A 22,652-nucleotide genomic window follows, 5' to 3' on the forward strand; every position below is an offset into this window, starting at 1 on the left:
GAGAGAGATGAAAACATTCCCGACAGATTTTTTATGGGGCGGCGCGACCGCGGCGAATCAGGTGGAAGGGGCGTACCTGGAAGATGGCAAAGGGTTATCCACCTCCGATGTGCAGCCGCACGGCGTCTTCGGCGAAGTGGTCGAGCGCGTACCCGGCGACAGCGGCATAAAGGATGTGGCGATCGATTTTTACCATCGCTACCCGGAAGATATCGCCCTGTTCGCTGAGATGGGCTTTAACTGCCTGCGGGTCTCCATCGCCTGGACGCGAATTTACCCCAACGGCGACGACGCCGAGCCGAACGAAGCCGGACTCGCCTTCTACGACAAATTGTTCGACGAGATGGCGAAGCACAACATCACTCCGCTGGTGACGCTGTCGCATTATGAAATGCCATGGGCGCTGGTGAAAAATTACGGCGGCTGGGGCAGCCGGCAGGTGATTGGCTTCTTTGAGCGCTACGCCCGGACGGTGTTCAGCCGTTATAAAAACAAAGTCAAACTGTGGCTGACCTTTAACGAAATCAATATGTCGCTGCATGCCCCGCTGACCGGCGTCGGCCTGCCGGCCGGCAGCAGCAATGGCGAGGTGTATCAGGCCATTCATCACCAGCTGGTGGCCAGCGCTCTGGCGGTCAAAGCCTGTCATGAGCTGGTGCCCGAGGGCAAAATCGGCAATATGCTGCTCGGCGGGCTGATGTATCCCCTGAGCTGCAAACCGGAAGATGTGTTTGAGACGCTGCAGGAGAACCGCAGCTGGCAGTTCTTCGGCGACGTGCAGGCGCGCGGGGCGTACCCGGGCTATATGCAGCGCTTTTTCCGCGACAACGGCATCACGCTCGACATCACCGAGGCCGATCGCGAAACGCTGAAAACCACCGTCGATTTTATCTCCTTCAGCTACTACATGACCGGGTGCGTCACCGCCGATGAGGCGCTGAACCAGCAGGCGCGCGGCAATATACTTAGCATGGTGCCGAACCCGCACCTGGCGAGCTCGGAGTGGGGCTGGCAGATAGACCCCCTCGGCCTGCGTACGCTGCTGAACGTGCTGTGGGATCGCTATCAGAAGCCGCTGTTTATCGTGGAAAACGGTCTGGGCGCCAAAGATAAGGTGGAAGCCGACGGCAGCATTAATGATGACTACCGCATCAGCTACCTGAACGACCACCTGGTGCAGGCGCGGGAAGCCATTGACGATGGCGTTGAGCTGATGGGCTTTACCAGCTGGGGGCCGATTGACCTGGTGAGCGCCTCGAAGGCGGAGCTGTCGAAGCGCTACGGCTTTATCTATGTTGACCGCCATGATGACGGCACCGGCACCCTGGCACGCAGTAAGAAGAAGAGCTTTGACTGGTATAAAGAGGTGATTGCCAGCCGCGGCGCCAGCCTGAAAGCGTAATGCTTCCCCGCCCGGCCATCGCCGGGCGAGGGATCAGCCCGGTTTACGCGCGCGCAGTAAAAAGATCATCGGACGCTCTTTCTCTTCATCCAGGGCAGGCTGTTGAGCAATCTGTTCGGCGCTCGGACCCCACTCATCCAGCTGCTCCAGCACAAAACCAGCGGCGATAAGCGCGTTTACCCAGCTTGAGAGTTTGCGGTGCTGTTTAATGACGCCCTCGGCAAACCAGTTGCTTACGCGCTCGCCCTCCTGCTGATAGTGGCTGACCGGCCAGCTTTTTTGCCCCTGCTCATTTACCTGCCATCCCTGCTGCAGCGGCGCGGTATAGATGGGATGTTCCGCGGAAAAGACCAGGATGCCGCCAGGGACCAGCGCCTGCTGCAGGACGGTGAAGAGCGGGGCGATGTCTGGTAAGTAATGGAGCGCCAGTGAGCTGTAAACCAGATCGCAGCTGTTGGCGGGCAACGTCAGGGTTTGCAGATCGGCGCAGCGGTAGTCAATCTCATCCCCGCGGGTCATCTCTCGCGCCTGCGCCAGCATACGTCGGGAGATATCAAAACCAATTATCTGGCTGGCTCCCTGCTGCTGCGCCCAGCGGCAAAACCAGCCGTAGCCACAACCGAGATCCACCACCCGCAAACCGGTTACTGGCGGCAGCATTGCCTGCAGCGATGGCCACTCTGGTGCACCCTCCAGTCCCTTCACCGAGCGATCGAGGGTCGCATAGCCGGCAAAGAACTGCGGGTCGTCATAAATATTCTGACTCATATTCATCCCTTGAATTGATAAGGTTGTTTATTTTTAGCTAACTAATAATTTAGTCACACGCTTTACTAAACGCGTTTAATTCAATTAATTTATGATAACCAACCTGATTATGTTATCTGACCTGTTAAATGAAATTGATATTAAAAAATAGCGTGCTGGCGGCGTTGCCCCTGGCCATCGCGCTGGCTGGCTGCGCGCCTTCTCATGAGGTCGCTAATCCGCCGCAGCAGCAAATTCCGGCTTCCCACGTTTCCATGGATCTTCCCGCCGCCGTCAAAAATGGCTGGCCACACACCGACTGGTGGAAAGACTACCACGATGCCCAACTGGATAATCTGATTCAGCGCGCACTCGCCAACGCGCCGGACATGCAGATTGCCGAACAGCGCATCAGGCTTGCTGAAGCGCAGGCGCGAATGTCGCAGGCGAATCTTGGCCCGGAGATGGATTTCTCCGCCGATATCGAACGGCAGAAAATGTCCGCTGAAGGCCTGATGGGGCCGTTCGCCACCGATACCGACGGCAATACCGGCCCGTGGTACACCAATGGCACCTTCGGCCTGACTGCCGGCTGGGATCTCGATCTGTGGGGCAAAAACCGCGCGCAGGTGAAAGCGCGCATTGGCGAGCTGAAAGCCCAGGTGGCCGAGCAGGCCCAGACCCGCGAGCTGCTCTCCGGCAGCGTGGCGCGCCTGTACTGGCAGTGGCAGACGGAAGCGGCGATCAAAGCGGTGCTGCAGCAGGTGAAAAACGAGCAAAATAATATCGTGACGGTCGACAAGGCCCTGTATCAGCGCGGGATCACCAACTCCGCCGAAGGGGCGGAGAACGATATTAACGTCAGCAAAACCGACCAGCAGCTGGCGGACGTGGCGGGCACGATGAAAGAGATTGAAGCGCGGCTGATGGCCCTGACCAACAGCCAGAGCCAGTCGCTAAACCTCAAACCCGCCAGCCTGCCGACGGTCAGCGCGCAGCTGCCGGATACCCTCGGCTATGAGCTGCTGGCGCGCCGCCCGGATCTGCAGGTCGCTCACTGGTATATCGAGGCGTCGCTGAGCGAAGTGGACGCGGCGAAGGCGGCGTTTTATCCGGACATCAACCTGATGGCTTTCCTGCAGCAGGATGCCCTGCACTTAAGCGATCTTTTCCGCCATTCGGCGCAGCAGATGGGCGTCACCGCCGGACTGACGCTGCCGATCTTCGACAGCGGTCGTCTCAATGCTAATCTGGATATCGCCAGCGCGCAGAACAGCCTGTCCATCGCCCAATACAACAAAGCGGTGGTGGACGCCGTCAACCAGGTGGCGAAAACCGCCAGCCAGGTTGAGACGCTGATGGCCAAAAGCCAACAGCAGCAGCAGGTTGAAAAAGACGCCCAGCGGGTGGTGGATCTGGCGCAGGCCCGAATGGCGGCGGGGATCCTGCCCGGCTCCAGGGTGAGCCTGGCGAAACTCCCGGCGCTGCAGGAGCGTATCACCGCCTTGCGCCTGCACGGCCAGTGGATTGACGCCAGCATTCAGCTGACCTCGGCCCTTGGCGGCGGCTACCATCAGACGGTGAAGTAACCGCCAACCACGGTGCGCCCGCGGGCGCGCCGCTCAGTCTTTCTTCTTACTCTCGCGCCGCCTGAGCCACCAGTGGGCGGCCACGACCACCAGCACCGCGAGGATCAGCCAGATCCAATGCTTCAGATGGGCGTCCAGATGGTGCAGCCACGGGCCGACCACCTCGCCGCCAAGATAGCCTATGGTGGTAAACAGCAGGGCCCACACCAGCGCTCCGACAATATTCAGCGGCAGGAAAATGCGCGGCGGCAGGCGGCTGGCGCCGATCAGCAGGGGGCCGATCACCCGGAAGCCGTACATAAAGCGGGTGCCGATGACAAACAGCCACGGCCGGTGCTGGATCATGCGCTGCGCTTTCCGGATCCGCGCCTTCTGGCTGGCGAAACGGCGCAGAATGCGCCCGCCGAAGCGGCGACCAAGCAGATAGAGCAGCTGATCGCCAATCATCCCGCCGAGGGCGACGGCGATCACCACCAGGGGAAACTTCAGTAGCCCCTGATGCGCTGCGACGCCGCCCAGCAGGGTAATGGTCTCACCTTCCGCCATGCTGCCGACGATCAGCGCCGCGTAGCCATACTGGGAAATCAGGTGATTGATATCCATAAACAGCTTTTCTCCTTACCTCATCACCTCTTAATCATACACCCTGCTGACCAAAACGCGGCGAGGCAGATTTTTTGCGCTGTACACAAAATAATCTACAGGGTGAATTATACTTGGATCAGTGCAGTACGAAGCCGTGACAAGGGGGACGCTATGAACCATGTCTGGGGGCTCTTCGCTCATCCCAACCGGGAGATGAGCGTGATTAAGAGCGAGAATGAAACCATTTCTCATCACTATACGCACCATGTGCTGCTGATGGCGGCGGTTCCGGTGGTTTGCGCCTTTATCGGCACCACGCAGTTGGGCTGGAACTTCGGCGACGGCACTATTATTAAACTGTCGATGTTGACCGGGCTGGCGCTGGCGGTGCTGTTTTATGCCGTGATGCTCGCCGGGGTGGCGATCATGGGGCGGGTCATCTGGTGGATGGCCAGGCAATATCCACAGCAGCCTTCCCTGAAACGCTGCATGGTATTTGCCGGCTATGTGGCCACACCGCTGTTCCTGAGCGGGATTGTGGCGCTCTATCCGCTGGTCTGGCTATGCGCGCTGATCGGTACCATTGCCCTGTTCTATACTGGCTATCTGCTCTATCTCGGGATCCCGACCTTCCTGAGCATTAACCGGGAAGAGGGGCTCAGTTTCGCCAGCTCAACCCTGGCCATCGGGGTGCTGGTGCTGGAAGTCCTGCTGGCGATCACCGTGGTGCTGTGGGGGTATGGCTACCGACTCTTCTGATCGGACGTAACGGGTCAATATGCATTGCCGGCAAATATGTATTTTATGTCGGCAATGCAGCATTTCTTCACGATTCTTATTAGGCACAGGGCCTTACAGCGCGGTATGATGGCGTTTGCCAGCGAAGTTGCCCACTTAACCTCGCGGCGTACGTTGCATAACGTGCAAAAATACTTTTCAGAATGCCCATGATGCCGAAATTTCGAGTCTCTTTGCTCAGCCTGACCTTGCTGCTGGCTGTGCCTTTTGCGCCCCAGGCGTTAGCAAAAACCCCGATGGCGGTGACCGCCTCGCAGCCGGACATCGCTTCCGGCAGCGCCATGATCGTCGATCTGGCCACTAAAAAAATCATCTACGCCAGCCAGCCGGATCTGGTGCGCCCGATGGCGTCGATCACCAAGGTGATGACCGCCATGGTGGTGCTCGATGCCCATCTGCCGCTGGATGAGATGCTGACGGTGGATATCAGCCATACCCCGGAAATGAAGGGGATTTACTCGCGCGTGCGTCTCAACAGCCAAATCAGCCGCCGCGATATGCTGCTGCTGGCGCTGATGTCTTCCGAGAACCGTGCGGCCGCCAGCCTGGCGCATCACTATCCGGGCGGCTACGACGCCTTTATTCGCGCAATGAACGCCAAAGCGCAGGCGCTGGGGATGACCCATACCCGCTACGTGGAGCCCACCGGACTGTCGGTGCATAACGTCTCCACCGCCCGCGATCTGACCAAACTGCTGATCGCCAGCGAGCAGTACCCGCTGATCGGCCAGCTGAGCACCACCAAAGAAGAGACCGCCACCTTTGCCCATCCGGCCTACAGCCTGCCGTTCCGCAACACTAACCATCTGGTGTATCGCGACAACTGGAACATCCAGCTGACCAAAACCGGCTTCACCAACGCCGCCGGCCACTGCCTGATTATGCGCACGGTGATCAACCAACGCCCGGTGGCGCTGGTGGTGATGGATGCCTTCGGCAAATATACCCACTTTGCCGACGCCAGCCGTTTGCGCACGTGGATCGAGACCGGGAAGGTGATGCCGGTGCCGGCTTCGGCGCTGAGCTATAAGAAGCAGCGCGAAGCGCAGATGGCGGAGGCGATGCTGAAAGGCGGCGCCCAGACCGCGCAGAACGATTAATCTGCACATCCCCCGGATGACGGCGCATTGCGCCTTATCCGGGCTACGTGATTTGGCACCCGGTTCGCCCCCTTCGTAGGCCCGGCAAGCGCAGCGCCGCCGGGCAATCAGGCCGAGTGGCGGATGGTGGCTGACGCCTTATCCGGCCTGGGGAACCGCGCTGAACGGTAGCCCGGCTGAGGCGTTTACGCCGCGAGCCGGGGATTTGACGCCGAATATTACTCCGGGAGCGTCCAGTCGCCGTCACCCAGCGCGCGCTGCATAATCAACGTATCCCGCCAGTCGCCCATCTTATAGCCGACGCTGCGCAGCTGACCCGCCACGGTAAAACCGAACTTTTTATGGATCGCCAGCGAGCCGGCATTGTTATGGCCATCGCCGATGATCGCCAGCATCTGCCGCCACGGGCCTTTCTCGCATTCGGCGATCAGCCGCGACAGCAGCGCGCTGCCGATGCCGCGCCCGCCCATTCCGGACTCCACGTAGATCGATTCCTCGAGGGTATAGCGATAGGCCGGGCGCGGGCGATAGAAAGTGGCGTAGCAGTAGCCGACGATAGCCCCGCGCCACAGCGCGACCAGCCAGGGCAGCCCGTTATCGCGCACGGTCTGGATCCGTTTACGCATTTCGTCAACGGTGGGGGGGATCTCTTCGAAGGAGGCGCGGCCATTAAGCACGTGCCAGACATACAGCGCGGCGATGGCGTGCGCATCGTCGGGCAGCGCTTCACGAATTTCTAAATCACTGTCGAGTAACGGGGCCTCTGCGGGCATGGCGGCGCTCCTGAATCTGCCGGAGAGACATTCTCCGGCGTGCAGCGTAATACAGAAGCGCCAGGCTGAATAGCCCTGCCGCCGATTATTGCGGATCCGCCGGGGAGACCGGCGCCGGGGCCGCTTCACCCCAGTATTTTTGCTTGCTGGTTTTACCAATCCCCGGGTTCATGCTGTTGGTCGGATCGTTCTGGCGATAGAACTGCTGCAGGCTCTCCGACGCTTCATACAGATGACCCACGTTATGCTCCGCCGGGTACTGGGCGCCGCGCGCTTTAAGCAACTCCAGCATCTGCTCCTTCAGCGCATGGGCATCGACCCCTTTCTTGACGATGTAATCCTGATGGAACACATGACACATAAAGTGGCCATAGTAGAGCTTGTGCACCAGCTGGCTGTCGATCTCCGGCGGCAGATTTTCGAACCACTCGGTATCGTTGCGGCGCAGGGCGATATCCAGCGCCAGAATATCTTCGACTTCGTCGGCATGCACCGCCTGATAGCGGATCGCCGCGCCGGCGGCGGCAAAGCGGTGGAGGAATGCCTTGCTGCCTTCCTCCGGCGTACAGGCGAAGAAATCTCCCTCGGCCTGCTGGAAGTATTCCGTCAGCCAGCGCTGTGCTTCTTCGATGCCGTCGCCGGCCATCTTCAGCAGCAGATGGTGTTCATATTTGTCGCGCCAGGTTTTCATCCGCTCCGGTAAATGCGCCGGGAAGACGTGGCCGAGCTTCTGCATAAAGCGGTCGGTAAAGTGCGGTTTAAACAGCGACACTTTCTCCAGCATCGCGTCGGTTCGCCCCTTCATGGTGAAGAAGAACGGCATTTTGTCGGTGCCGAGCTTGTCGATCATCAGGAAGGTGTCTTTGCCATACTTCTCGGCGATATCGTAAATATCGCGGTGCATATATTCCCCGGCCACCGGCAGATGCTGGAACTCGGCGAGGATATGGCGGCGGATCTCGGTCAATACCTGCGGCTGGTTGGTGCCAATGTAAAACACCTGCTGGCGCTTTTCCGCCGGGAAGGTATCGAGACGCACGGCGAAAACCGCCAGCTTGCCGGCGCAGCCGGAGGATTCGAACAGGCGGTCCGGGTCGGCGTTGTAGCGCGCCGGGGTGTCGGCATCGACATCGCGCACGCGGGTAACATAGTCGTGATCGTGGGCGTGGCGGCCATCGTGCAGCACATCGCTATCGCTGATCCGCTCGTCGTCGAGTCGGCTGAGGATCTGCTCCGGCGTACTGCCGAGATCGATGCCCAGATGGTTGACCAGCTTCAGCTTGCCGTCGGCGTCAATCTGTGCGAACAGCGACATCTCGGTGTAGGCCGGCCCGCGCTGCACCAGGGAACCGCCGGAGTTGTTGCAGATCCCGCCGATCACCGACGCGCCGATGCACGATGAGCCGATCACGGAGTGCGGCTCGCGCCCCAGCGGTTTCAGCGCTTTTTCCAGTGAGTAGAGCGTGGTGCCGGGCCAGGCCAGCACCTGCTCGCCTTTGTCCAGCAGATGCAGTTTATCCAGGCGCAGAGTGCTGATAATCACGATCTCGCGATCGTAATCATTGCCGTTGGGGGTGGAGCCTTCGGTCAGGCCGGTGTTGGCCGCCTGCATCAGAATGATTTTATCGGCGTCGACGCAGGCGTTGAGCACGCGCCAGAGTTCCAAAAGGGTGCCGGGAAAGACAACCGCCAGCGCCTCGCCCTGACCGGAGCGGAAGCCTTTGCGGTAGCGCTGGGTTTTTGCCGGGTCGGTCAGCAGATGCGAAGGGCCAACCAGGCGCGCGAGGTCAGCCAGAAACGTTTTATTGGTGTTAGTGGGTGCAGATGACATGTTCCACTCCTTGTGGTGGTGCGCGAAATATCGAGGATAAGCATAGCGCTTTGTATGACAATTTGATGCATGAATGTTTCGCAAAAATCAGAGAAGAACCTTAGCATTCTGCGGGCGCGTTGTTTATATATATGGCAAACTGCGGTTTTTATTATGTTTTACCGAGTCCCCGTCTGAGAAAAAGCGAGATAACAATGAAATGGCTCTGCACTGTAGGCGTCGCCGTGAGTCTGGCGCTGCAACCCGCGCTGGCGGATGAACTGTTTGGTAACCACCCCCTGACCCCGCAGGCGCGGGATGCTTTTGTCACCGACCTGCTGAAAAAAATGACCGTAGACGAGAAAATCGGCCAGCTGCGTCTGATAAGCGTCGGCCCGGATAACCCCAAAGAGGCGATCCGTGAAATGATCAAAAACGGTCAGGTGGGGGCGATTTTTAATACCGTTACCCGCCCGGATATCCGCGTGATGCAGGATCAGGTGATGCAGCTCAGCCGCCTGAAAATCCCGCTGTTCTTTGCCTACGATGTGCTGCACGGCCAGCGCACCGTCTTCCCGATAAGCCTCGGCCTGGCCTCGTCGTTTAACCTCGACGCGGTGAAGACCGTGGGCCGGGTGTCAGCTTATGAAGCCGCCGATGACGGGCTGAACATGACCTGGGCGCCGATGGTCGACGTCTCCCGCGACCCGCGCTGGGGACGCGCTTCCGAAGGGTTCGGGGAAGACACCTATCTGACCACGATGATGGGTCAGGCGATGGTGGAGTCGATGCAGGGCAAAAGCCCGGCGGACCGCTATTCGGTGATGACCAGCGTCAAGCACTTCGCCGCCTACGGCGCGGTGGAGGGCGGGAAAGAGTACAACACGGTCGACATGAGCCCGCAGCGCCTGTTCAACGACTATATGCCGCCGTATAAAGCCGGGCTGGATGCCGGCAGCGGCGCGGTGATGGTGGCCCTGAACTCGCTGAACGGCACCCCGGCGACCGCCGATTCCTGGCTGCTGAAAGATGTCCTGCGCGACCAGTGGGGCTTTAAAGGCATCACGGTCTCCGACCACGGCGCCATTAAAGAGCTGATCAAGCACGGCGTGGCCTCCGACCCGGAAGACGCGGTGCGCGTGGCGCTCAAGTCCGGCATCAACATGAGCATGAGCGACGAGTATTACAGCAAGTACCTGCCGGGGCTGGTGAAGTCCGGCAAGGTGACCATGGCCGAGCTGGATGACGCCACCCGTCACGTGCTTAACGTCAAATATGATATGGGGCTGTTCAACGATCCGTACAGCCACCTGGGGCCAAAAGATTCTGACCCGCAGGACACCAACGCAGAAAGCCGTCTGCATCGTAAAGAGGCGCGGGAAGTCGCCCGCGAGAGCCTGGTGCTGCTGAAAAACCGGCTTGATACGCTGCCGCTGAAAAAATCCGGCACGATCGCGGTGGTGGGCGCGCTGGCGGACAGCAAACGCGACATGATGGGCAGCTGGTCGGCAGCGGGCGTGGCCGACCAGTCGGTGACCGTCCTGACCGGCATCAAAGAAGCGCTGGGCGATAACGGCAAAGTGATTTACGCCAAAGGGGCGAACGTTACCGACGACAAAGGCATTGTCGATTTCCTTAACCTGTATGAGAACGCGGTGCAGGTTGACCCGCGCTCGCCGCAGGAAATGATCGACGAAGCCGTCGCGGCGGCGAAGCAATCCGACGTGGTGGTTGCCGTAGTGGGCGAGGCGCAGGGCATGGCCCATGAGGCCTCCAGCCGGACCGACATCACCCTGCCGCAGAGCCAGCGCAACCTGATTGCCGCCCTCAAGGCCACCGGCAAACCGCTGGTGCTGGTGCTGATGAACGGCCGTCCGCTGGCGCTGGTGAAAGAGGATCAGCAAGCCGATGCGCTGCTGGAGACCTGGTTTGCCGGCACCGAAGGTGGGCATGCCATCGCCGACGTGCTGTTTGGCGACTATAACCCGTCGGGCAAGCTGCCGATGTCCTTCCCGCGCTCGGTGGGGCAGATCCCAACCTACTACAGCCACCTGAATACCGGTCGTCCGTATAATCCGGAGAAGCCGAACAAGTACACCTCGCGCTACTTCGATGAAGCCAACGGCCCGCTGTACCCGTTTGGCTACGGCCTGAGCTATACCACCTTTAGCGTCTCCGATGTCACCATGTCGTCGGCCACCCTGCCGCGCGACGGCAGCGTGACCGCCAGCGTGCAGGTGACCAATACCGGCAAACGCGAAGGGGCGACGGTCATTCAGCTGTATCTGCAGGACGTCACTGCCTCCATGAGCCGGCCGGTGAAAATGCTGCGCGGCTTTAAAAAGGTCAACCTCAAGCCGGGCGAAACGCAAACCGTCAGCTTCCCGATCGACGTCGACGCGCTGAAGTTCTGGAACCAGCAGATGAAATACGTCGCTGAGCCGGGCAAATTCAATGTCTTTATTGGCGTGGACTCCGCCCGCGTGAAGCAGAGCGAGTTTGAGCTGTTGTAAGGCATAGCCCTTAAGCCCAACGTCACACTTAAAAGGCCGATTAATCGGCCTTTTCTTTTTCGTATCGCTGGCAAATGGACTACGCTTTTCTCTTAAGCTTCTGTAAGCGAAGCGCAAAAGAACTGAGGGATGCGGGATGAAGATGGCGACGAAATGGTCCGGCGCGCTGGCGCTGGCCGCCCTGATAAGTGTGCCGCTGCAGGCGGCGGAGCCGGTGAAGGTCGGCTCGAAAATTGATACCGAAGGGGCGCTGCTGGGTAATATGATCCAGCAGGTGCTGGAAAGCCACGGCGTCAAAACGATTAACAAAATCCAGCTCGGCACCACGCCGGTGGTGCGCGGGGCGATTGTCGCCGGCGAGCTGGATATCTACCCGGAATATACCGGCAATGGCGCTTTTTTCTTTAAAGATGAAAACGACCCGGCATGGAAGAATGCTCAGCAGGGCTATGAGAAGGTGAAGCGCCTGGATCAGGAGAAACATCAGCTGGTATGGCTTACCCCGGCGCCGGCTAACAACACCTGGACCATCGCCGTGCGTCAGGAGCTGGCGGAGAAAAATCACCTGACTTCGCTGGCCGACCTCAGCCGCTATCTGCAGCAGGGCGGCGAATTTAAGCTGGCGGCCTCGGCGGAGTTTATTGAACGCCCGGACGCGCTGCCGGCGTTTGAAAAAGCGTATGACTTTAAACTCAACCAGAACCAGCTGCTGTCGCTGGCCGGGGGCGATACGGCGGTGACCATCAAAGCGGCGGCGCAGCAGACCTCCGGCGTCAACGCGGCGATGGCCTACGGCACCGACGGCCCGGTGGCGGCCCTGGGATTACAGACGCTGAGCGACCCGCAGGGCGTGCAGCCGATTTACGCCCCAACGCCGGTGGTGCGCGAGACGGTGCTGAAAGCCTACCCGCAGATCGCCGACTGGCTGAAGCCGGTCTTCGCCAGCCTCGATGAAAAGACCCTGCAGCAGCTCAACGCCCGCATCGCAGTGGAAGGCCAGGATGCGAAGCGCGTGGCGGCAGATTATCTGCAGCAGAAAGGCCTGCTGAAGTAAGCCTCCGGTGACCATTCGCTGTACTCACCGCGTCGGCCTGCTGACAGGCCTGCTGCTGGTTACGCTGGCGCTGCCGTTTATCACTTACGCGCCGAATCGCTTACTCTCCGGGGAAGGGCGCGGGCTGTGGCAGGTGATGCCCTGGCTCGCCGGCGTTCAGCTGGCGGCAGCCCTCGCCGGGATCCTGCTCTGCTGGCTGCCGGGCAGGGTCGCGCCGCTTCTCCATCTGCTGCTGGCCGAACTGCTCTTCCCGCTGCTTATCTGGGGCAGCGGCCAGGCGGCGCTTGAGCTCTCCCGGCACGGCTCGCCGCTGGCGTGCACCTCGCCCGGCAGCGGCCTGTGGCTGTCGCTGGCGCTCTGCCTGCTGCTGGCCAGCGAGGCCATTCGTCATCTTACCGCCCGGCCGCTGTGGCGCTGGCTGCTCAATGCGCAAGTCTGGCTTCTGCCCATCATCCTGCTCGCCGCCGGGGCGCTCGATCAGCTCTCGCTGCTGAAAGAGTATGCCAACCGCCAGGAGGTGTTTGACGACGCTCTGCGCCAGCATCTGCTTCTGCTGTTTGGCACCCTGCTGCCGGGCCTGCTGATCGGCCTGCCGCTGGGGGTATGGCTCTGGCGGCGTCCGCGATGGCAGGCGCCGGCCTTCACCGTGCTCAATGTGATCCAGACTATCCCGTCGGTGGCGCTGTTCGGCCTGCTGATTGCCCCGCTTGCCGGTGTGGCGCGCTATTTTCCGGCGCTGGGCGAGCTGGGCGTCTCCGGGACCGGCGTGGCGCCGGCCCTGATTGCCCTGACGTTGTATGCGCTGTTGCCGCTGGTGCGCGGGGTGGTGACCGGCCTGCAGCAGGTGCCGCAGGATGCGCTGGAGAGCGCGACGGCGATGGGCATGAGCGCCGGGCAGCGCTTTCGTCAGGTGCAGCTCCCGCTGGCGATGCCGGTGCTGCTGCGCAGCCTGCGGGTGGTCAGCGTGCAAACCGTCGGCATGGCGGTGGTGGCGGCGCTGATCGGCGCCGGCGGCTTTGGCGCGCTGGTATTTCAGGGGCTGCTGAGCAGCGCGCTGGATCTGGTGCTGCTGGGCGTGGTGCCGACCATTGCCCTGGCGGTGGTGGTGGATGCTCTGTTCGCGCTGTGGGGCGCCTGGCTAAAAGGAGAGGCCAATGATTGAATTTCAAGGGGTCAGCAAAGCGTTTGCCGGCCACCCGGCGGTGAAGGACCTGACCCTGGAGCTGCGCGAAGGCGCCTTTTCGGTGCTGGTGGGGACCTCCGGCTCGGGCAAGTCGACGACGCTGAAAATGATCAACCGCCTGCTGGAGCCGGACCGGGGCATGATTCGCTTTGCCGGCGAAGACATCCGCCAGCAGCCGCTCCTGACCCTGCGGCGACGGATGGGCTATGCCATCCAGTCTATCGGCCTGTTTCCCCACTGGACGGTGGCGCAGAATATCGCCACCGTGCCGCAGCTGCAAAAATGGCCGCGGGCGAGGATCGCCGACCGGGTCGACGAGCTGATGGCGCTGCTGGGGCTGGAGGCGACGCTGCGCGACCGCTACCCCCATCAGCTTTCCGGCGGCCAACAGCAGCGGGTCGGGGTGGCGCGGGCGCTGGCGGCAGACCCGGAGGTGCTGCTGATGGATGAACCCTTCGGCGCCCTCGACCCGGTGACCCGCGAGGCGCTGCAGCAGGAGATGCTGCGCATTCACCGCCTGCTGGGGCGGACGATTGTCCTGGTGACCCATGATATTGACGAAGCGCTACGTCTGGCGGACCACCTGGTGCTGATGGACGGTGGCGAGGTGGTCCAGCAGGGGGCGCCGCTGGCGATGCTCCTGCGGCCAGAGAATAGCTTTGTGCAGACCTTTTTTGGCCGCAGCGAGCTGGGCGTGCGCCTGCTGTCGCTGCGTGAGGTGCGGGACTATCTGCGCCCCGACGAGCGGCTGGCGGGCGAGGGGCTGACCGTCACCATGACCCTGCGGGAAGCGCTATCGCAGTTTGTCGCCCGGCGCTGCGAGGCGCTGCCGGTGGTGGATGCCGAGGGGCAGCCCTGCGGCACGCTGCATTTTGCCGATCTGCTGCGCCAGGAGGCGAGTCATGAAGGCGCTTCGTGAGCCGTTGTGGTGGCTTATCGCGCTGTTCATCGGCCTGCTGATGGGGCTACCCTACAGCGCGCCGCTGTTCAGCCGGCTGTTTCCGGAGCTGCCGCGGCCGGTTTACCAGCAGGAGAGCTTCTGGGCGCTCACTCTCGATCACGGCTGGCTGGTAGTGGTATCCAGCCTCGCGGCAACCGCCGTCGGGCTGGGGGCAGGGGTGGCGGTTACCCGGCCCGCGGGCAGCGCGTTTCGTCCGCTGGTGGAGACCATCGCCGCTATCGGGCAGACCTTTCCGCCGGTGGCGGTGCTGGCGATGGCGGTACCGGTGCTGGGCTTTGGCTGGCTGCCGGCGCTGATCGCCCTCGCGCTGTATGGCATACTGCCGGTGCTGCAGGGGACGCTGGCCGGGCTGGGATCGATACCGTCGGGCGTGTCAGATGTGGCAGAAGGGATGGGAATGACCGGCTGGCAGCGTCTGTATAAGGTGGAGCTGCCGCTGGCGGCCCCGGTGATCCTGGCGGGGATCCGCACCTCGGTCATCGTCAATATTGGTACCGCGACGATAGCCTCGACGGTGGGGGCCAATACGCTTGGGACGCCGATCATCATCGGCCTGAGCGGGTTTAATACCGCCTATATTGTGCAGGGGGCGCTACTGGTGGCGCTGGCGGCGATCATTGTCGACCGCGCGTTTGAGCGTCTGACCCGCTGGATCAGCCGACACCGCCACGCACAATAAAGGAATAGCCGGCCAGCATTACGCCGCTGATCCCGCCGATGGCCATAAGTAAGAAGAGAGTGACGACCGCGATTTTCGCTGGCTTCATAATAGGCTCCTGATGTTAACAGGGGGATTATACGGTGAAGCGCAGGTGTTAATGAAACATTAATTGCGGTTTAGCGCGCCGCGCCGGGCTTTTTGCCGCTTTGGCTGAGCAACGCGCCGCAAAAAAGTGTGATCCTGCCCGTCATTTTTCATTTTTATGCAGGGCTTCAAAGAAAGTTTTCGCCAGTCAGGGTATGGTACGCGCTTTCTGAAATGTGTGGTTTGCGGGTATGTACGAGTTTGATCTGGTGTTGCTGCTGCTTCAGCAGATGTGCGTATTTTTGGTCATCGCGTGGTTGATGAGCAAAACCCGACTGTTTATCCCCCTGATGCAAGTCACCGTTCGCCTGCCGCACAAGCTGCTGTGCTACGTCACCTTCTCCATTTTCTGCATTATGGGGACCTATTTTGGTCTGCATATCGAAGACTCTATCGCCAATACCCGCGCCATCGGCGCCGTGATGGGCGGCCTGCTCGGCGGCCCGGTGGTCGGCGGGCTGGTGGGGCTGACCGGCGGCCTGCACCGCTACTCGCTGGGGGGGATGACCGCCTTAAGCTGTATGGTCTCCACCATCGTCGAGGGGCTACTGGGCGGTCTGGTGCACAGCGTGCTGGTCAAACGCGGCCGGCCGGACAAAGTCTTTAGCCCGCTCACCGCCGGGGCGATCACCTTCGTGGCCGAGCTGGTGCAGATGATGATCATTCTGCTGATTGCCCGCCCGTTCCAGGACGCCCTGCATCTGGTGCAGAGCATTGCCGCGCCGATGATGGTGACCAATACCGTCGGTGCGGCGCTGTTTATGCGCATTCTGCTGGACAAGCGGGCGATGTTCGAGAAGTACACCTCCGCTTTTTCCGCCACGGCGCTGAAGGTGGCGGCGTCCACCGAGGGGATCCTGCGTCAGGGGTTCAACGAAGAGAACAGCATGAAGGTGGCCCAGGTGCTTATCCAGGAGCTGGATATCGGCGCGGTGGCGATCACCGATCGCGACAAGCTGCTGGCGTTTACCGGCATCGGCGACGACCACCATCTGCCGGGCAAACCTATCTCCTCGTCGTATACGCAACGGGCGATTGAGACCGGGGAGGTGGTGTATGCCGACGGCAACGAGGTGCCCTACCGTTGCTCGATTCATCCGCACTGTAAGCTGGGATCGACGCTGGTGATCCCCTTACGCGGTGAGAACCAGCGGGTGATCGGCACCATCAAACTGTATGAGGCGAAAAACCGTCTGTTCAGTTCGATCAACCGCACCCTCGGAGAGGGTATTGCTCAGCTGCTGTCGGCGCAGATCCTCGCCGGGCAGTACGAGCGGCAGAAGGCGCTGCTGACGCAATCCGAAATCAAGCTCCTGCATGCCCAGGTTAACCCGCACTTCCTGTTTAACGCGCTCAACACCCTGAAGGCGGTGATCCGTCGCGACAGCGAGCAGGCCGGCCAGCTAGTGCAGTATCTGTCGACCTTCTTTCGCAAGAACCTGAAGCGGCCGACGGAAATCGTCACCCTCGCCGATGAGATAGAGCATGTTAACGCCTATCTGCAGATTGAGAAGGCCCGCTTTCAGGCTAACCTGCAGATCCAGATGGCGGTGCCGGAAGGGCTGGCGCATCACCAGCTGCCGGCCTTTACCCTGCAGCCGATCGTGGAGAACGCCATTAAGCATGGCACATCGCAGCATCTAGGCGTCGGCGAAATTACCATTCGCGCCAGCCAGGACGATCGCTGGCTGCAGCTGGATATCGAAGATAACGCCGGGCTGTACCAGGCCAACCCTCAGGCCAGCGGGCTGGGGATGAATCTGGTGGACAGGCGGCTGAGGGCGCGTTTTGGCGCCGACTGCGGCATCAGCGTCACCTGCGAGCCGGAGCGCTTTACCCGTGTCACCCTACGTCTGCCCCTGGAGGAGAATGCATGCTGAGAGTATTGATCGTCGATGATGAGCCGCTGGCGCGGGAAAACCTGCGTATATTGCTGGAGACACAGCGCGATATCGAGATCGTCGGCGAGTGCGGCAACGCGGTGGAGGCGATTGGCGCGGTACATAAACTGCGTCCCGACGTGTTGTTTCTCGACATCCAGATGCCGCGCATCAGCGGTCTGGAGATGGTCGGGATGCTCGACCCGGAGCACCGCCCCTATATTGTGTTTCTCACCGCCTTTGATGAATACGCGGTGAAAGCCTTTGAGGAGCATGCTTTTGACTATCTGCTCAAGCCGATTGAAGCTGCGCGGCTGGAGAAAACCCTCGCCCGCCTGCGCCAGGAGCGTAATCTGCAGGATGTGTCGCTGCTGGATGATGCTCAGCAGACGCTGAAATACATACCCTGTACCGGTCACAGCCGTATCTGGCTGCTGCAGATGGAGGATGTAGCCTTCGTCAGCAGCCGGATGAGCGGCATCTACGTGACCGACCGCGAGGGCAAGGAAGGGTTTACCGAGCTGACCCTGCGCACCCTTGAGAGCCGCACGCCGCTGCTGCGCTGCCATCGCCAGTATCTGGTGAATATGGCGCACCTGAAGGAGATTCGCCTGGAGGAGAATGGTCAGGCGGAGCTGCTAATGCGCGCCGGGCAAACGGTGCCGGTGAGCCGACGCTATTTAAAAAGCCTGAAAGAGGCGATTGGCCTGTAAAGCTGCTACACTGCGCCCCATTGCATCATCGACAGTAAAAGGCACTCATGCTCAGTAATGATATTCTTCGTAGCCTGCGCTACACCCTGAAAGTCAATAATAACGATATGGTGCGCATTCTTGCGCTATCCGCGATGGAATCCACCTCCGCCAGCTTCGACACCTGGACCACGAAAGAGGATGAAGAGGGCTTTGTCCGCTGTCCGGACATTATCCTGTCGGGTTTCCTCAACGGCCTTATCTATGACAAGCGCGGCAAAGACGATTCGGCGCCGGAGTTAGCGCTGGAGCGTCGGGTGAATAACAACACGGTGCTGAAAAAGCTGCGGATCGCCTTCGCGCTGAAAACGGACGATATTGTGGCGATCATGAGCGAGCAGAAATACCGCGTGTCGGTGCCGGAAGTGACCGCCATGATGCGATCGCCTGACCACAAAAACTACCGCGAGTGCGGCGACCAGTTTCTGCGCAATTTCCTGCGCGGGCTGACCCAGCGGGTGCATCACCCGAAACCGTGATTTTTGCCGGGTGGCGGTTTCGCCTTACCCGGTCTACATAACCCGTAGGCCCGTGCAAGCGCAGCGCCGCCGGGCAAAAAAAAGCCGGATGGTTAATCCGGCTTTTTTATTATTTCACCTGCTGACCCGGCCTGGCGCCGTCGTCAGGGCTTAACAGGAAGATATCCTTCCCGCCAGGGCCGGCGGCCATCACCATCCCTTCCGAGATACCGAAGCGCATTTTGCGCGGCGCCAGGTTGGCGACCATCACCGTCAGGCGGCCAATCAGCGGCTGCGGATCCGGATAAGCGGAGCGGATGCCGGAGAAGACGTTACGCTTCTCGCCGCCCAGATCCAGCGTCAGGCGCAGCAGCTTGTCGGAGCCTTCAACAAATTCCGCGTTCTCAATCAGCGCCACGCGCAGATCGACTTTGGCGAAATCGTCAAAGGTGATGGTGTCCTGAATCGGATCGTCCGCCAGCGGGCCGGTCACTGGCGCAGCTGCGGCTTTCACCTCTTCTTTTGACGCTTCAACCAGGGCTTCCACCTGTTTCATCTCGATGCGGTTGTACAGCGCCTTAAACGGATTGACCTTATGCGCCAGCAGCGGCTGCTGAATGGCGTCCCAGCTCAGCTCGCTGTTAAGGAACGCTTCCGCACGCGCGGCCAGCTGCGGCAGGACCGGTTTCAGCCAGGTCATCAGCACGCGGAACATGTTCAGACCCATGGTGCAGATGGCCTGCAGGTCGGCGTCGCGGCCTTCCTGTTTCGCCACCACCCACGGCGCCTGCTCATCGACATAGCGGTTGGCCACGTCGGCGAGCGCCATGATTTCGCGGATGGCCTTGCCGAACTCGCGGCTGTCCCACGCTTCGCCGATGCTTTCCGCCGCGTCGGTGAAGGTTTTGTACAGCGCCGGGTCGGCCAGCTCAGCGGCCAGCACGCCGTCAAAACGCTTGCTGATAAAGCCGGCGTTGCGCGAGGCGAGGTTAACCACCTTGTTGACGATGTCGGCATTCACGCGCTGGATAAAGTCTTCCAGGTTAAGGTCGATATCATCGATGCGCGAAGAGAGCTTGGCGGTGTAGTAGTAGCGCAGGCTGTCGGCATCAAAGTGTTTCAGCCAGGTGCTGGCCTTGATAAAGGTGCCGCGCGACTTGGACATCTTCGCGCCGTTGACCGTCACGTAGCCGTGCACGAACAGGTTGGTCGGCTTACGGAACTGGCTGCCTTCCAGCATCGCCGGCCAGAACAGGCTGTGGAAGTAGACGATGTCCTTGCCGATAAAGTGATACAGCTCGGCCGTGGAGTCTTTCTTCCAGTATTCGTCGAAGCTGGTGGTGTCGCCGCGCTTGTCGCACAGGTTCTTGAAGGAGCCCATGTAGCCGATCGGCGCGTCCAGCCAGACGTAGAAGTATTTGCCCGGCGCGTTCGGAATTTCGAAGCCGAAGTACGGCGCATCGCGGGAGATGTCCCACTGCTGCAGGCCGGACTCAAACCACTCCTGCATTTTGTTCGCCACCTGCTCCTGCAGCGCGCCGCTGCGGGTCCACGCCTGCAGCATTTCGCTGAATGACGGCAGGTCGAAGAAGAAGTGTTCGGAGTCACGCATCACCGGCGTGGCGCCGGAGACCACCGATTTCGGGTCGATAAGCTCGGTAGGGCTGTAAGTCGCGCCGCACACTTCGCAGTTATCGCCGTACTGGTCTGGAGATTTACACTTCGGACAGGTGCCTTTCACAAAACGGTCCGGCAGGAACATGCCTTTTTCCGGATCGTAGAGCTGAGAGATGGTACGGTTTTTGATAAAACCGTTCTCTTTCAGACGAGTGTAGATCAGCTCCGACAGCTCGCGGTTCTCATCGCTATGCGTCGAGTGATAGTTATCGTAGCTAATGTCGAAGCCGGCAAAATCGGTCTGATGCTCCTGGCTCATCTCACCAATCATCTGCTCCGGAGTGATACCGAGCTGTTGCGCCTTGAGCATAATCGGCGTGCCGTGGGCGTCGTCGGCGCAGATGAAGTTGACTTCATGGCCGCGCATTCGCTGGTAACGGACCCAGACATCAGCCTGGATGTGCTCCAGCATGTGGCCGAGGTGGATGGAGCCGTTGGCGTACGGCAGGGCGCACGTTACCAGAATTTTCTTCGCGACTTGAGTCATAGTGAGCATTACATCTTCTGTTGTAAAAAGGGCTTCCGATATTACCAAAAGGGCTGTGGGTGCGCCATAAATGGCTGCCCATATATGGATAATCCTTACCTGTGATAAACTCTGTGATTACTGAAAGCATCTCAAAACAACAAAGGAGTCGGGATGAATTCGCAATCCCAGGCCAAATCCCCCGAGCGCCTACGTGCTATGGTCGCCGGGACGCTGGCCAATTTCCAGCACCCAACCCTGAAACATAACCTCACCACCCTCAAGGCGCTGCACCATGTCGCCTGGCTGGATGATACCATTCATATTGAGCTGCAGATGCCGTTCGTCTGGAGCAGCGCCTTCGAAGCGCTGAAAGAGCAGTGCAGCGCCGAGCTGCTGCGCATCACTGGCGCGAAGGCTATCGACTGGAAGCTGACCCACAGCATCGCGACCCTCAAGCGCGTGAAAAACCAGCCCGGGATCAACGGCGTGAACAACATTATCGCCATCAGCTCCGGGAAAGGCGGCGTCGGTAAATCCTCCACGGCGGTAAACCTGGCGCTGGCACTCGCCGCGGAAGGGGCGAAGGTGGGCATTCTGGATGCCGATATCTACGGCCCGTCGATTCCCACCATGCTTGGCGCGGAAGACAGCCGCCCGACCTCGCCGGACGGCACCCATATGGCGCCGATCATGAAGTACGGGCTGGCCACCAATTCCATCGGCTACCTGGTGACTGACGACAACGCCATGGTCTGGCGCGGCCCGATGGCCAGCAAGGCGCTGATGCAGATGCTGCAGGAGACCCTGTGGCCGGATCTGGATTACCTGGTGCTGGATATGCCGCCGGGCACTGGCGACATTCAGCTGACGCTGGCGCAGAACATTCCGGTGACTGGCGCGGTGGTGGTCACCACGCCGCAGGACATCGCGCTGATCGACGCCAAAAAGGGCATCGTGATGTTCGAGAAAGTGGAAGTGCCAGTGCTGGGGATCGTGGAAAACATGAGCATGCATATCTGCAGCAACTGCGGGCACCACGAGCCGATCTTCGGCACCGGTGGCGCGCAAAAACTGGCCGAGAAATACCACACCCAGCTGCTGGGCCAGCTGCCGCTGCATATTACGCTGCGGGAAGATCTGGATAACGGCACGCCGACGGTGGTGGCGCGTCCGGAAAGTGAATTTACCGACATTTACCGCCAGCTGGCGGGCCGGGTGGCGGCCCAGATGTACTGGCAGGGAGAAGTGATCCCGGGTGAGATTGCCTTCCGCGCCGTTTAAGGCCGCGGCGAGCGCATCAGCCAGTATCCGCCCTCGGGCGAGGCGCCCTGTGCTTCGATGGTCCAGCCGTGACGCTGGTAGAAGCGCAGGGCGTTTTTATTTTCCATCAGGCACTTCAGCGTCCCGCTGGCGGTAAAGGTCCGTTCGACCTGCGCCAGCAGCGCGCTGCCGATATGTTTGCCCTGCCAGTCCGGGTCGACGAACAGATGGTGAAGGAAATTATCGGCGGTCCATACGGCGGCAAAGCCCACCGGCAGGCCGTCGCATTCCGCGACCCACAGCTGTTCATCCGCGGTGGCGGCATCGAAATCTTCCAGCCGCCAGGTCGTGGAGGGAAGCCAGGTCCACGATACACTGCGCGCCCGCAGGAAGAGCTGGCGCAGCGCCGGAGAGTCCGCTGGTTCGCCGGGGCGGATGCGGATATTGAGCGGATCAGCGATGATAGAAGATCTCGCCATCGTACACCTTGAGGATTTTGCCTTCGGTGTCGGTGATCAGCACGTAGTTACCGCCCATATAGGTCCAGTGGCTGCCGGCGTCCGGCGCGGGAAGATTACGCTGCTGCCAGCCTTTGATGTTGTATTCCGGGGTAAGGTACATCGCCGGAACGGTGTCGCCAATGTGAAACTGGGTGAAGTCGGCGGTGAACTCTTTCAGCGCATACTGATCGATCCCCGCGGCAGAAGCCGTCCAGCTGGCGCCAGCGGTGGCAAGGAGTACGCCCAGAAGCATCATTTTTGTTTTACGCATAATTTCCTCAATATTACCTGGACTCAAAATAGCAGCCTCGTATCATTCCTGATGCGTTGCTGAAA

21 protein-coding genes are annotated in these 22,652 nt (G+C 60.5%); 13 read left to right on the forward strand and 8 right to left on the reverse strand.

Annotation, left to right across the window (positions count from 1 at the left end):
• Nucleotides 1–7: 7 nt before the first annotated feature.
• Complete coding sequence (locus ACLH1I_RS01645) at nucleotides 8–1,402, forward strand: glycoside hydrolase family 1 protein (protein WP_017899331.1); 1,395 nt, start codon at nucleotides 8–10, stop codon at nucleotides 1,400–1,402.
• A 33-nt stretch (nucleotides 1,403–1,435) separates the two neighbouring features.
• On the opposite strand, the gene ACLH1I_RS01650 is transcribed toward ACLH1I_RS01645, so the two are convergent.
• On the reverse strand, nucleotides 1,436–2,170 hold the full coding sequence (locus ACLH1I_RS01650; protein WP_017899332.1) for a class I SAM-dependent methyltransferase: 735 nt from the start codon (nucleotides 2,168–2,170) through the stop codon (nucleotides 1,436–1,438).
• A gap of 128 nt (nucleotides 2,171–2,298) precedes the next feature.
• Between ACLH1I_RS01650 and mdtQ the strand changes: the two genes are divergently transcribed.
• Nucleotides 2,299–3,738: a multidrug resistance outer membrane protein MdtQ gene (gene mdtQ / locus ACLH1I_RS01655; protein ID WP_017899333.1), complete on the forward strand. Its 1,440-nt coding sequence runs from the start codon at nucleotides 2,299–2,301 to the stop codon at nucleotides 3,736–3,738.
• A 33-nt stretch (nucleotides 3,739–3,771) separates the two neighbouring features.
• Here mdtQ and ACLH1I_RS01660 read toward each other — a convergent pair whose 3' ends face one another.
• Entirely contained in the window at nucleotides 3,772–4,341 is a 570-nt protein-coding gene (locus ACLH1I_RS01660; RefSeq protein WP_023318737.1) for a DedA family protein, read from the reverse strand.
• Between the two features lie 153 nt (nucleotides 4,342–4,494).
• On the opposite strand from ACLH1I_RS01660, the gene ACLH1I_RS01665 reads away from it, so the two are divergent.
• The gene (locus ACLH1I_RS01665; protein ID WP_004201605.1) at nucleotides 4,495–5,082 is read left to right on the forward strand and encodes a Yip1 family protein; all 588 of its coding nucleotides are present in this window, start codon (nucleotides 4,495–4,497) and stop codon (nucleotides 5,080–5,082) included.
• 188 nt (nucleotides 5,083–5,270) lie between these two features.
• A complete protein-coding gene (gene pbpG / locus ACLH1I_RS01670; protein WP_074194143.1) occupies nucleotides 5,271–6,221 on the forward strand; it encodes a D-alanyl-D-alanine endopeptidase in 951 nt (316 codons plus the stop codon).
• A gap of 218 nt (nucleotides 6,222–6,439) precedes the next feature.
• Here pbpG and ACLH1I_RS01675 read toward each other — a convergent pair whose 3' ends face one another.
• Nucleotides 6,440–6,994 carry a GNAT family N-acetyltransferase gene (locus ACLH1I_RS01675; RefSeq protein WP_002912829.1) on the reverse strand — a complete coding sequence of 185 codons (555 nt, stop codon included), beginning with the start codon at nucleotides 6,992–6,994 and terminating at the stop codon, nucleotides 6,440–6,442.
• A gap of 85 nt (nucleotides 6,995–7,079) precedes the next feature.
• Complete coding sequence (gene dld / locus ACLH1I_RS01680) at nucleotides 7,080–8,825, reverse strand: D-lactate dehydrogenase (protein ID WP_065803059.1); 1,746 nt, start codon at nucleotides 8,823–8,825, stop codon at nucleotides 7,080–7,082.
• A gap of 194 nt (nucleotides 8,826–9,019) precedes the next feature.
• Between dld and bglX the strand changes: the two genes are divergently transcribed.
• The 5 genes from bglX (at nucleotide 9,020) to ACLH1I_RS01705 (ending at nucleotide 15,194) form a co-directional block, all read left to right on the forward strand.
• The gene (gene bglX, locus ACLH1I_RS01685; RefSeq protein WP_004201601.1) at nucleotides 9,020–11,317 is read left to right on the forward strand and encodes a beta-glucosidase BglX; all 2,298 of its coding nucleotides are present in this window, start codon (nucleotides 9,020–9,022) and stop codon (nucleotides 11,315–11,317) included.
• Between the two features lie 136 nt (nucleotides 11,318–11,453).
• Entirely contained in the window at nucleotides 11,454–12,371 is a 918-nt protein-coding gene (locus ACLH1I_RS01690; protein WP_004201600.1) for an ABC transporter substrate-binding protein, read from the forward strand.
• Nucleotides 12,372–12,378: 7 nt separating this feature from the next.
• Entirely contained in the window at nucleotides 12,379–13,533 is a 1,155-nt protein-coding gene (locus ACLH1I_RS01695) for an ABC transporter permease (protein ID WP_198079950.1), read from the forward strand.
• On the forward strand, nucleotides 13,526–14,473 hold the full coding sequence (locus ACLH1I_RS01700) for an ABC transporter ATP-binding protein (protein WP_048295203.1): 948 nt from the start codon (nucleotides 13,526–13,528) through the stop codon (nucleotides 14,471–14,473). Before ACLH1I_RS01695 ends, ACLH1I_RS01700 begins: the two co-directional genes overlap by 8 nt.
• Nucleotides 14,457–15,194: an ABC transporter permease gene (locus ACLH1I_RS01705; protein WP_004201597.1), complete on the forward strand. Its 738-nt coding sequence runs from the start codon at nucleotides 14,457–14,459 to the stop codon at nucleotides 15,192–15,194. Before ACLH1I_RS01700 ends, ACLH1I_RS01705 begins: the two co-directional genes overlap by 17 nt.
• On the opposite strand, the gene ACLH1I_RS01710 is transcribed toward ACLH1I_RS01705, so the two are convergent.
• On the reverse strand, nucleotides 15,169–15,282 hold the full coding sequence (locus tag ACLH1I_RS01710; RefSeq protein WP_002912762.1) for a protein YohO: 114 nt from the start codon (nucleotides 15,280–15,282) through the stop codon (nucleotides 15,169–15,171). The genes ACLH1I_RS01705 and ACLH1I_RS01710 overlap by 26 nt on opposite strands.
• A 229-nt stretch (nucleotides 15,283–15,511) precedes the next feature.
• Between ACLH1I_RS01710 and ACLH1I_RS01715 the strand changes: the two genes are divergently transcribed.
• From ACLH1I_RS01715 to ACLH1I_RS01725, 3 genes are read left to right on the forward strand one after another with little or no spacing between them, the layout of a single operon-like run.
• Nucleotides 15,512–17,200, forward strand: coding sequence for a sensor histidine kinase (locus ACLH1I_RS01715; RefSeq protein WP_004201596.1), 1,689 nt, complete (start codon nucleotides 15,512–15,514; stop codon nucleotides 17,198–17,200).
• On the forward strand, nucleotides 17,194–17,913 hold the full coding sequence (gene btsR / locus ACLH1I_RS01720) for a two-component system response regulator BtsR (protein ID WP_004144215.1): 720 nt from the start codon (nucleotides 17,194–17,196) through the stop codon (nucleotides 17,911–17,913). Before ACLH1I_RS01715 ends, btsR begins: the two co-directional genes overlap by 7 nt.
• A 47-nt stretch (nucleotides 17,914–17,960) precedes the next feature.
• Nucleotides 17,961–18,431, forward strand: coding sequence for a DUF1456 family protein (locus ACLH1I_RS01725; protein ID WP_049092378.1), 471 nt, complete (start codon nucleotides 17,961–17,963; stop codon nucleotides 18,429–18,431).
• Between the two features lie 109 nt (nucleotides 18,432–18,540).
• On the opposite strand, the gene metG is transcribed toward ACLH1I_RS01725, so the two are convergent.
• Nucleotides 18,541–20,574, reverse strand: a complete 2,034-nt coding sequence (metG, locus tag ACLH1I_RS01730) for a methionine--tRNA ligase (RefSeq protein WP_004201594.1) — start codon at nucleotides 20,572–20,574, stop codon at nucleotides 18,541–18,543.
• Nucleotides 20,575–20,727: 153 nt separating this feature from the next.
• On the opposite strand from metG, the gene apbC reads away from it, so the two are divergent.
• Nucleotides 20,728–21,837: an iron-sulfur cluster carrier protein ApbC gene (apbC, locus tag ACLH1I_RS01735; RefSeq protein WP_198079952.1), complete on the forward strand. Its 1,110-nt coding sequence runs from the start codon at nucleotides 20,728–20,730 to the stop codon at nucleotides 21,835–21,837.
• On the opposite strand, the gene ACLH1I_RS01740 is transcribed toward apbC, so the two are convergent.
• Together ACLH1I_RS01740 and ACLH1I_RS01745 are read right to left on the reverse strand one after the other, a co-directional pair.
• Nucleotides 21,834–22,295: a GNAT family N-acetyltransferase gene (locus tag ACLH1I_RS01740; RefSeq protein WP_017899343.1), complete on the reverse strand. Its 462-nt coding sequence runs from the start codon at nucleotides 22,293–22,295 to the stop codon at nucleotides 21,834–21,836. The two genes, apbC and ACLH1I_RS01740, sit on opposite strands and share 4 nt — an antisense overlap.
• Nucleotides 22,270–22,587, reverse strand: a complete 318-nt coding sequence (locus ACLH1I_RS01745) for an RcnB family protein (protein ID WP_004201590.1) — start codon at nucleotides 22,585–22,587, stop codon at nucleotides 22,270–22,272. The genes ACLH1I_RS01740 and ACLH1I_RS01745 overlap by 26 nt, the downstream gene beginning before the upstream one ends.
• Nucleotides 22,588–22,652 lie beyond the last annotated feature (65 nt).

Origin of the sequence: Klebsiella sp. 1SOBk10mer (genome assembly GCF_046602535.1) — a bacterium.
GTDB lineage: Bacteria > Pseudomonadota > Gammaproteobacteria > Enterobacterales > Enterobacteriaceae > Klebsiella > Klebsiella quasipneumoniae.

Excerpts from the sequence above, each read along its gene's own strand:
- metG (WP_004201594.1), bottom strand. The coding sequence starts at position 20,574 with ATGACTCAAGTCGCGAAGAAAATTCTGGTAACGTGCGCCCTGCCGTAC.
- bglX (WP_004201601.1), top strand. The coding sequence starts at position 9,020 with ATGAAATGGCTCTGCACTGTAGGCGTCGCCGTGAGTCTGGCGCTGCAA.
- ACLH1I_RS01650 (WP_017899332.1), bottom strand. The coding sequence starts at position 2,170 with ATGAGTCAGAATATTTATGACGACCCGCAGTTCTTTGCCGGCTATGCG.
- ACLH1I_RS01715 (WP_004201596.1), top strand. The coding sequence starts at position 15,512 with ATGTACGAGTTTGATCTGGTGTTGCTGCTGCTTCAGCAGATGTGCGTA.
- ACLH1I_RS01745 (WP_004201590.1), bottom strand. The coding sequence starts at position 22,587 with ATGCGTAAAACAAAAATGATGCTTCTGGGCGTACTCCTTGCCACCGCT.
- ACLH1I_RS01710 (WP_002912762.1), bottom strand. The coding sequence starts at position 15,282 with ATGAAGCCAGCGAAAATCGCGGTCGTCACTCTCTTCTTACTTATGGCC.
- apbC (WP_198079952.1), top strand. The coding sequence starts at position 20,728 with ATGAATTCGCAATCCCAGGCCAAATCCCCCGAGCGCCTACGTGCTATG.
- mdtQ (WP_017899333.1), top strand. The coding sequence starts at position 2,299 with ATGAAATTGATATTAAAAAATAGCGTGCTGGCGGCGTTGCCCCTGGCC.
- ACLH1I_RS01675 (WP_002912829.1), bottom strand. The coding sequence starts at position 6,994 with ATGCCCGCAGAGGCCCCGTTACTCGACAGTGATTTAGAAATTCGTGAA.
- ACLH1I_RS01740 (WP_017899343.1), bottom strand. The coding sequence starts at position 22,295 with ATGGCGAGATCTTCTATCATCGCTGATCCGCTCAATATCCGCATCCGC.
- dld (WP_065803059.1), bottom strand. The coding sequence starts at position 8,825 with ATGTCATCTGCACCCACTAACACCAATAAAACGTTTCTGGCTGACCTC.
- btsR (WP_004144215.1), top strand. The coding sequence starts at position 17,194 with ATGCTGAGAGTATTGATCGTCGATGATGAGCCGCTGGCGCGGGAAAAC.
- ACLH1I_RS01660 (WP_023318737.1), bottom strand. The coding sequence starts at position 4,341 with ATGGATATCAATCACCTGATTTCCCAGTATGGCTACGCGGCGCTGATC.
- ACLH1I_RS01665 (WP_004201605.1), top strand. The coding sequence starts at position 4,495 with ATGAACCATGTCTGGGGGCTCTTCGCTCATCCCAACCGGGAGATGAGC.
- ACLH1I_RS01705 (WP_004201597.1), top strand. The coding sequence starts at position 14,457 with ATGAAGGCGCTTCGTGAGCCGTTGTGGTGGCTTATCGCGCTGTTCATC.
- ACLH1I_RS01700 (WP_048295203.1), top strand. The coding sequence starts at position 13,526 with ATGATTGAATTTCAAGGGGTCAGCAAAGCGTTTGCCGGCCACCCGGCG.
- pbpG (WP_074194143.1), top strand. The coding sequence starts at position 5,271 with ATGATGCCGAAATTTCGAGTCTCTTTGCTCAGCCTGACCTTGCTGCTG.
- ACLH1I_RS01690 (WP_004201600.1), top strand. The coding sequence starts at position 11,454 with ATGAAGATGGCGACGAAATGGTCCGGCGCGCTGGCGCTGGCCGCCCTG.
- ACLH1I_RS01725 (WP_049092378.1), top strand. The coding sequence starts at position 17,961 with ATGCTCAGTAATGATATTCTTCGTAGCCTGCGCTACACCCTGAAAGTC.
- ACLH1I_RS01645 (WP_017899331.1), top strand. The coding sequence starts at position 8 with ATGAAAACATTCCCGACAGATTTTTTATGGGGCGGCGCGACCGCGGCG.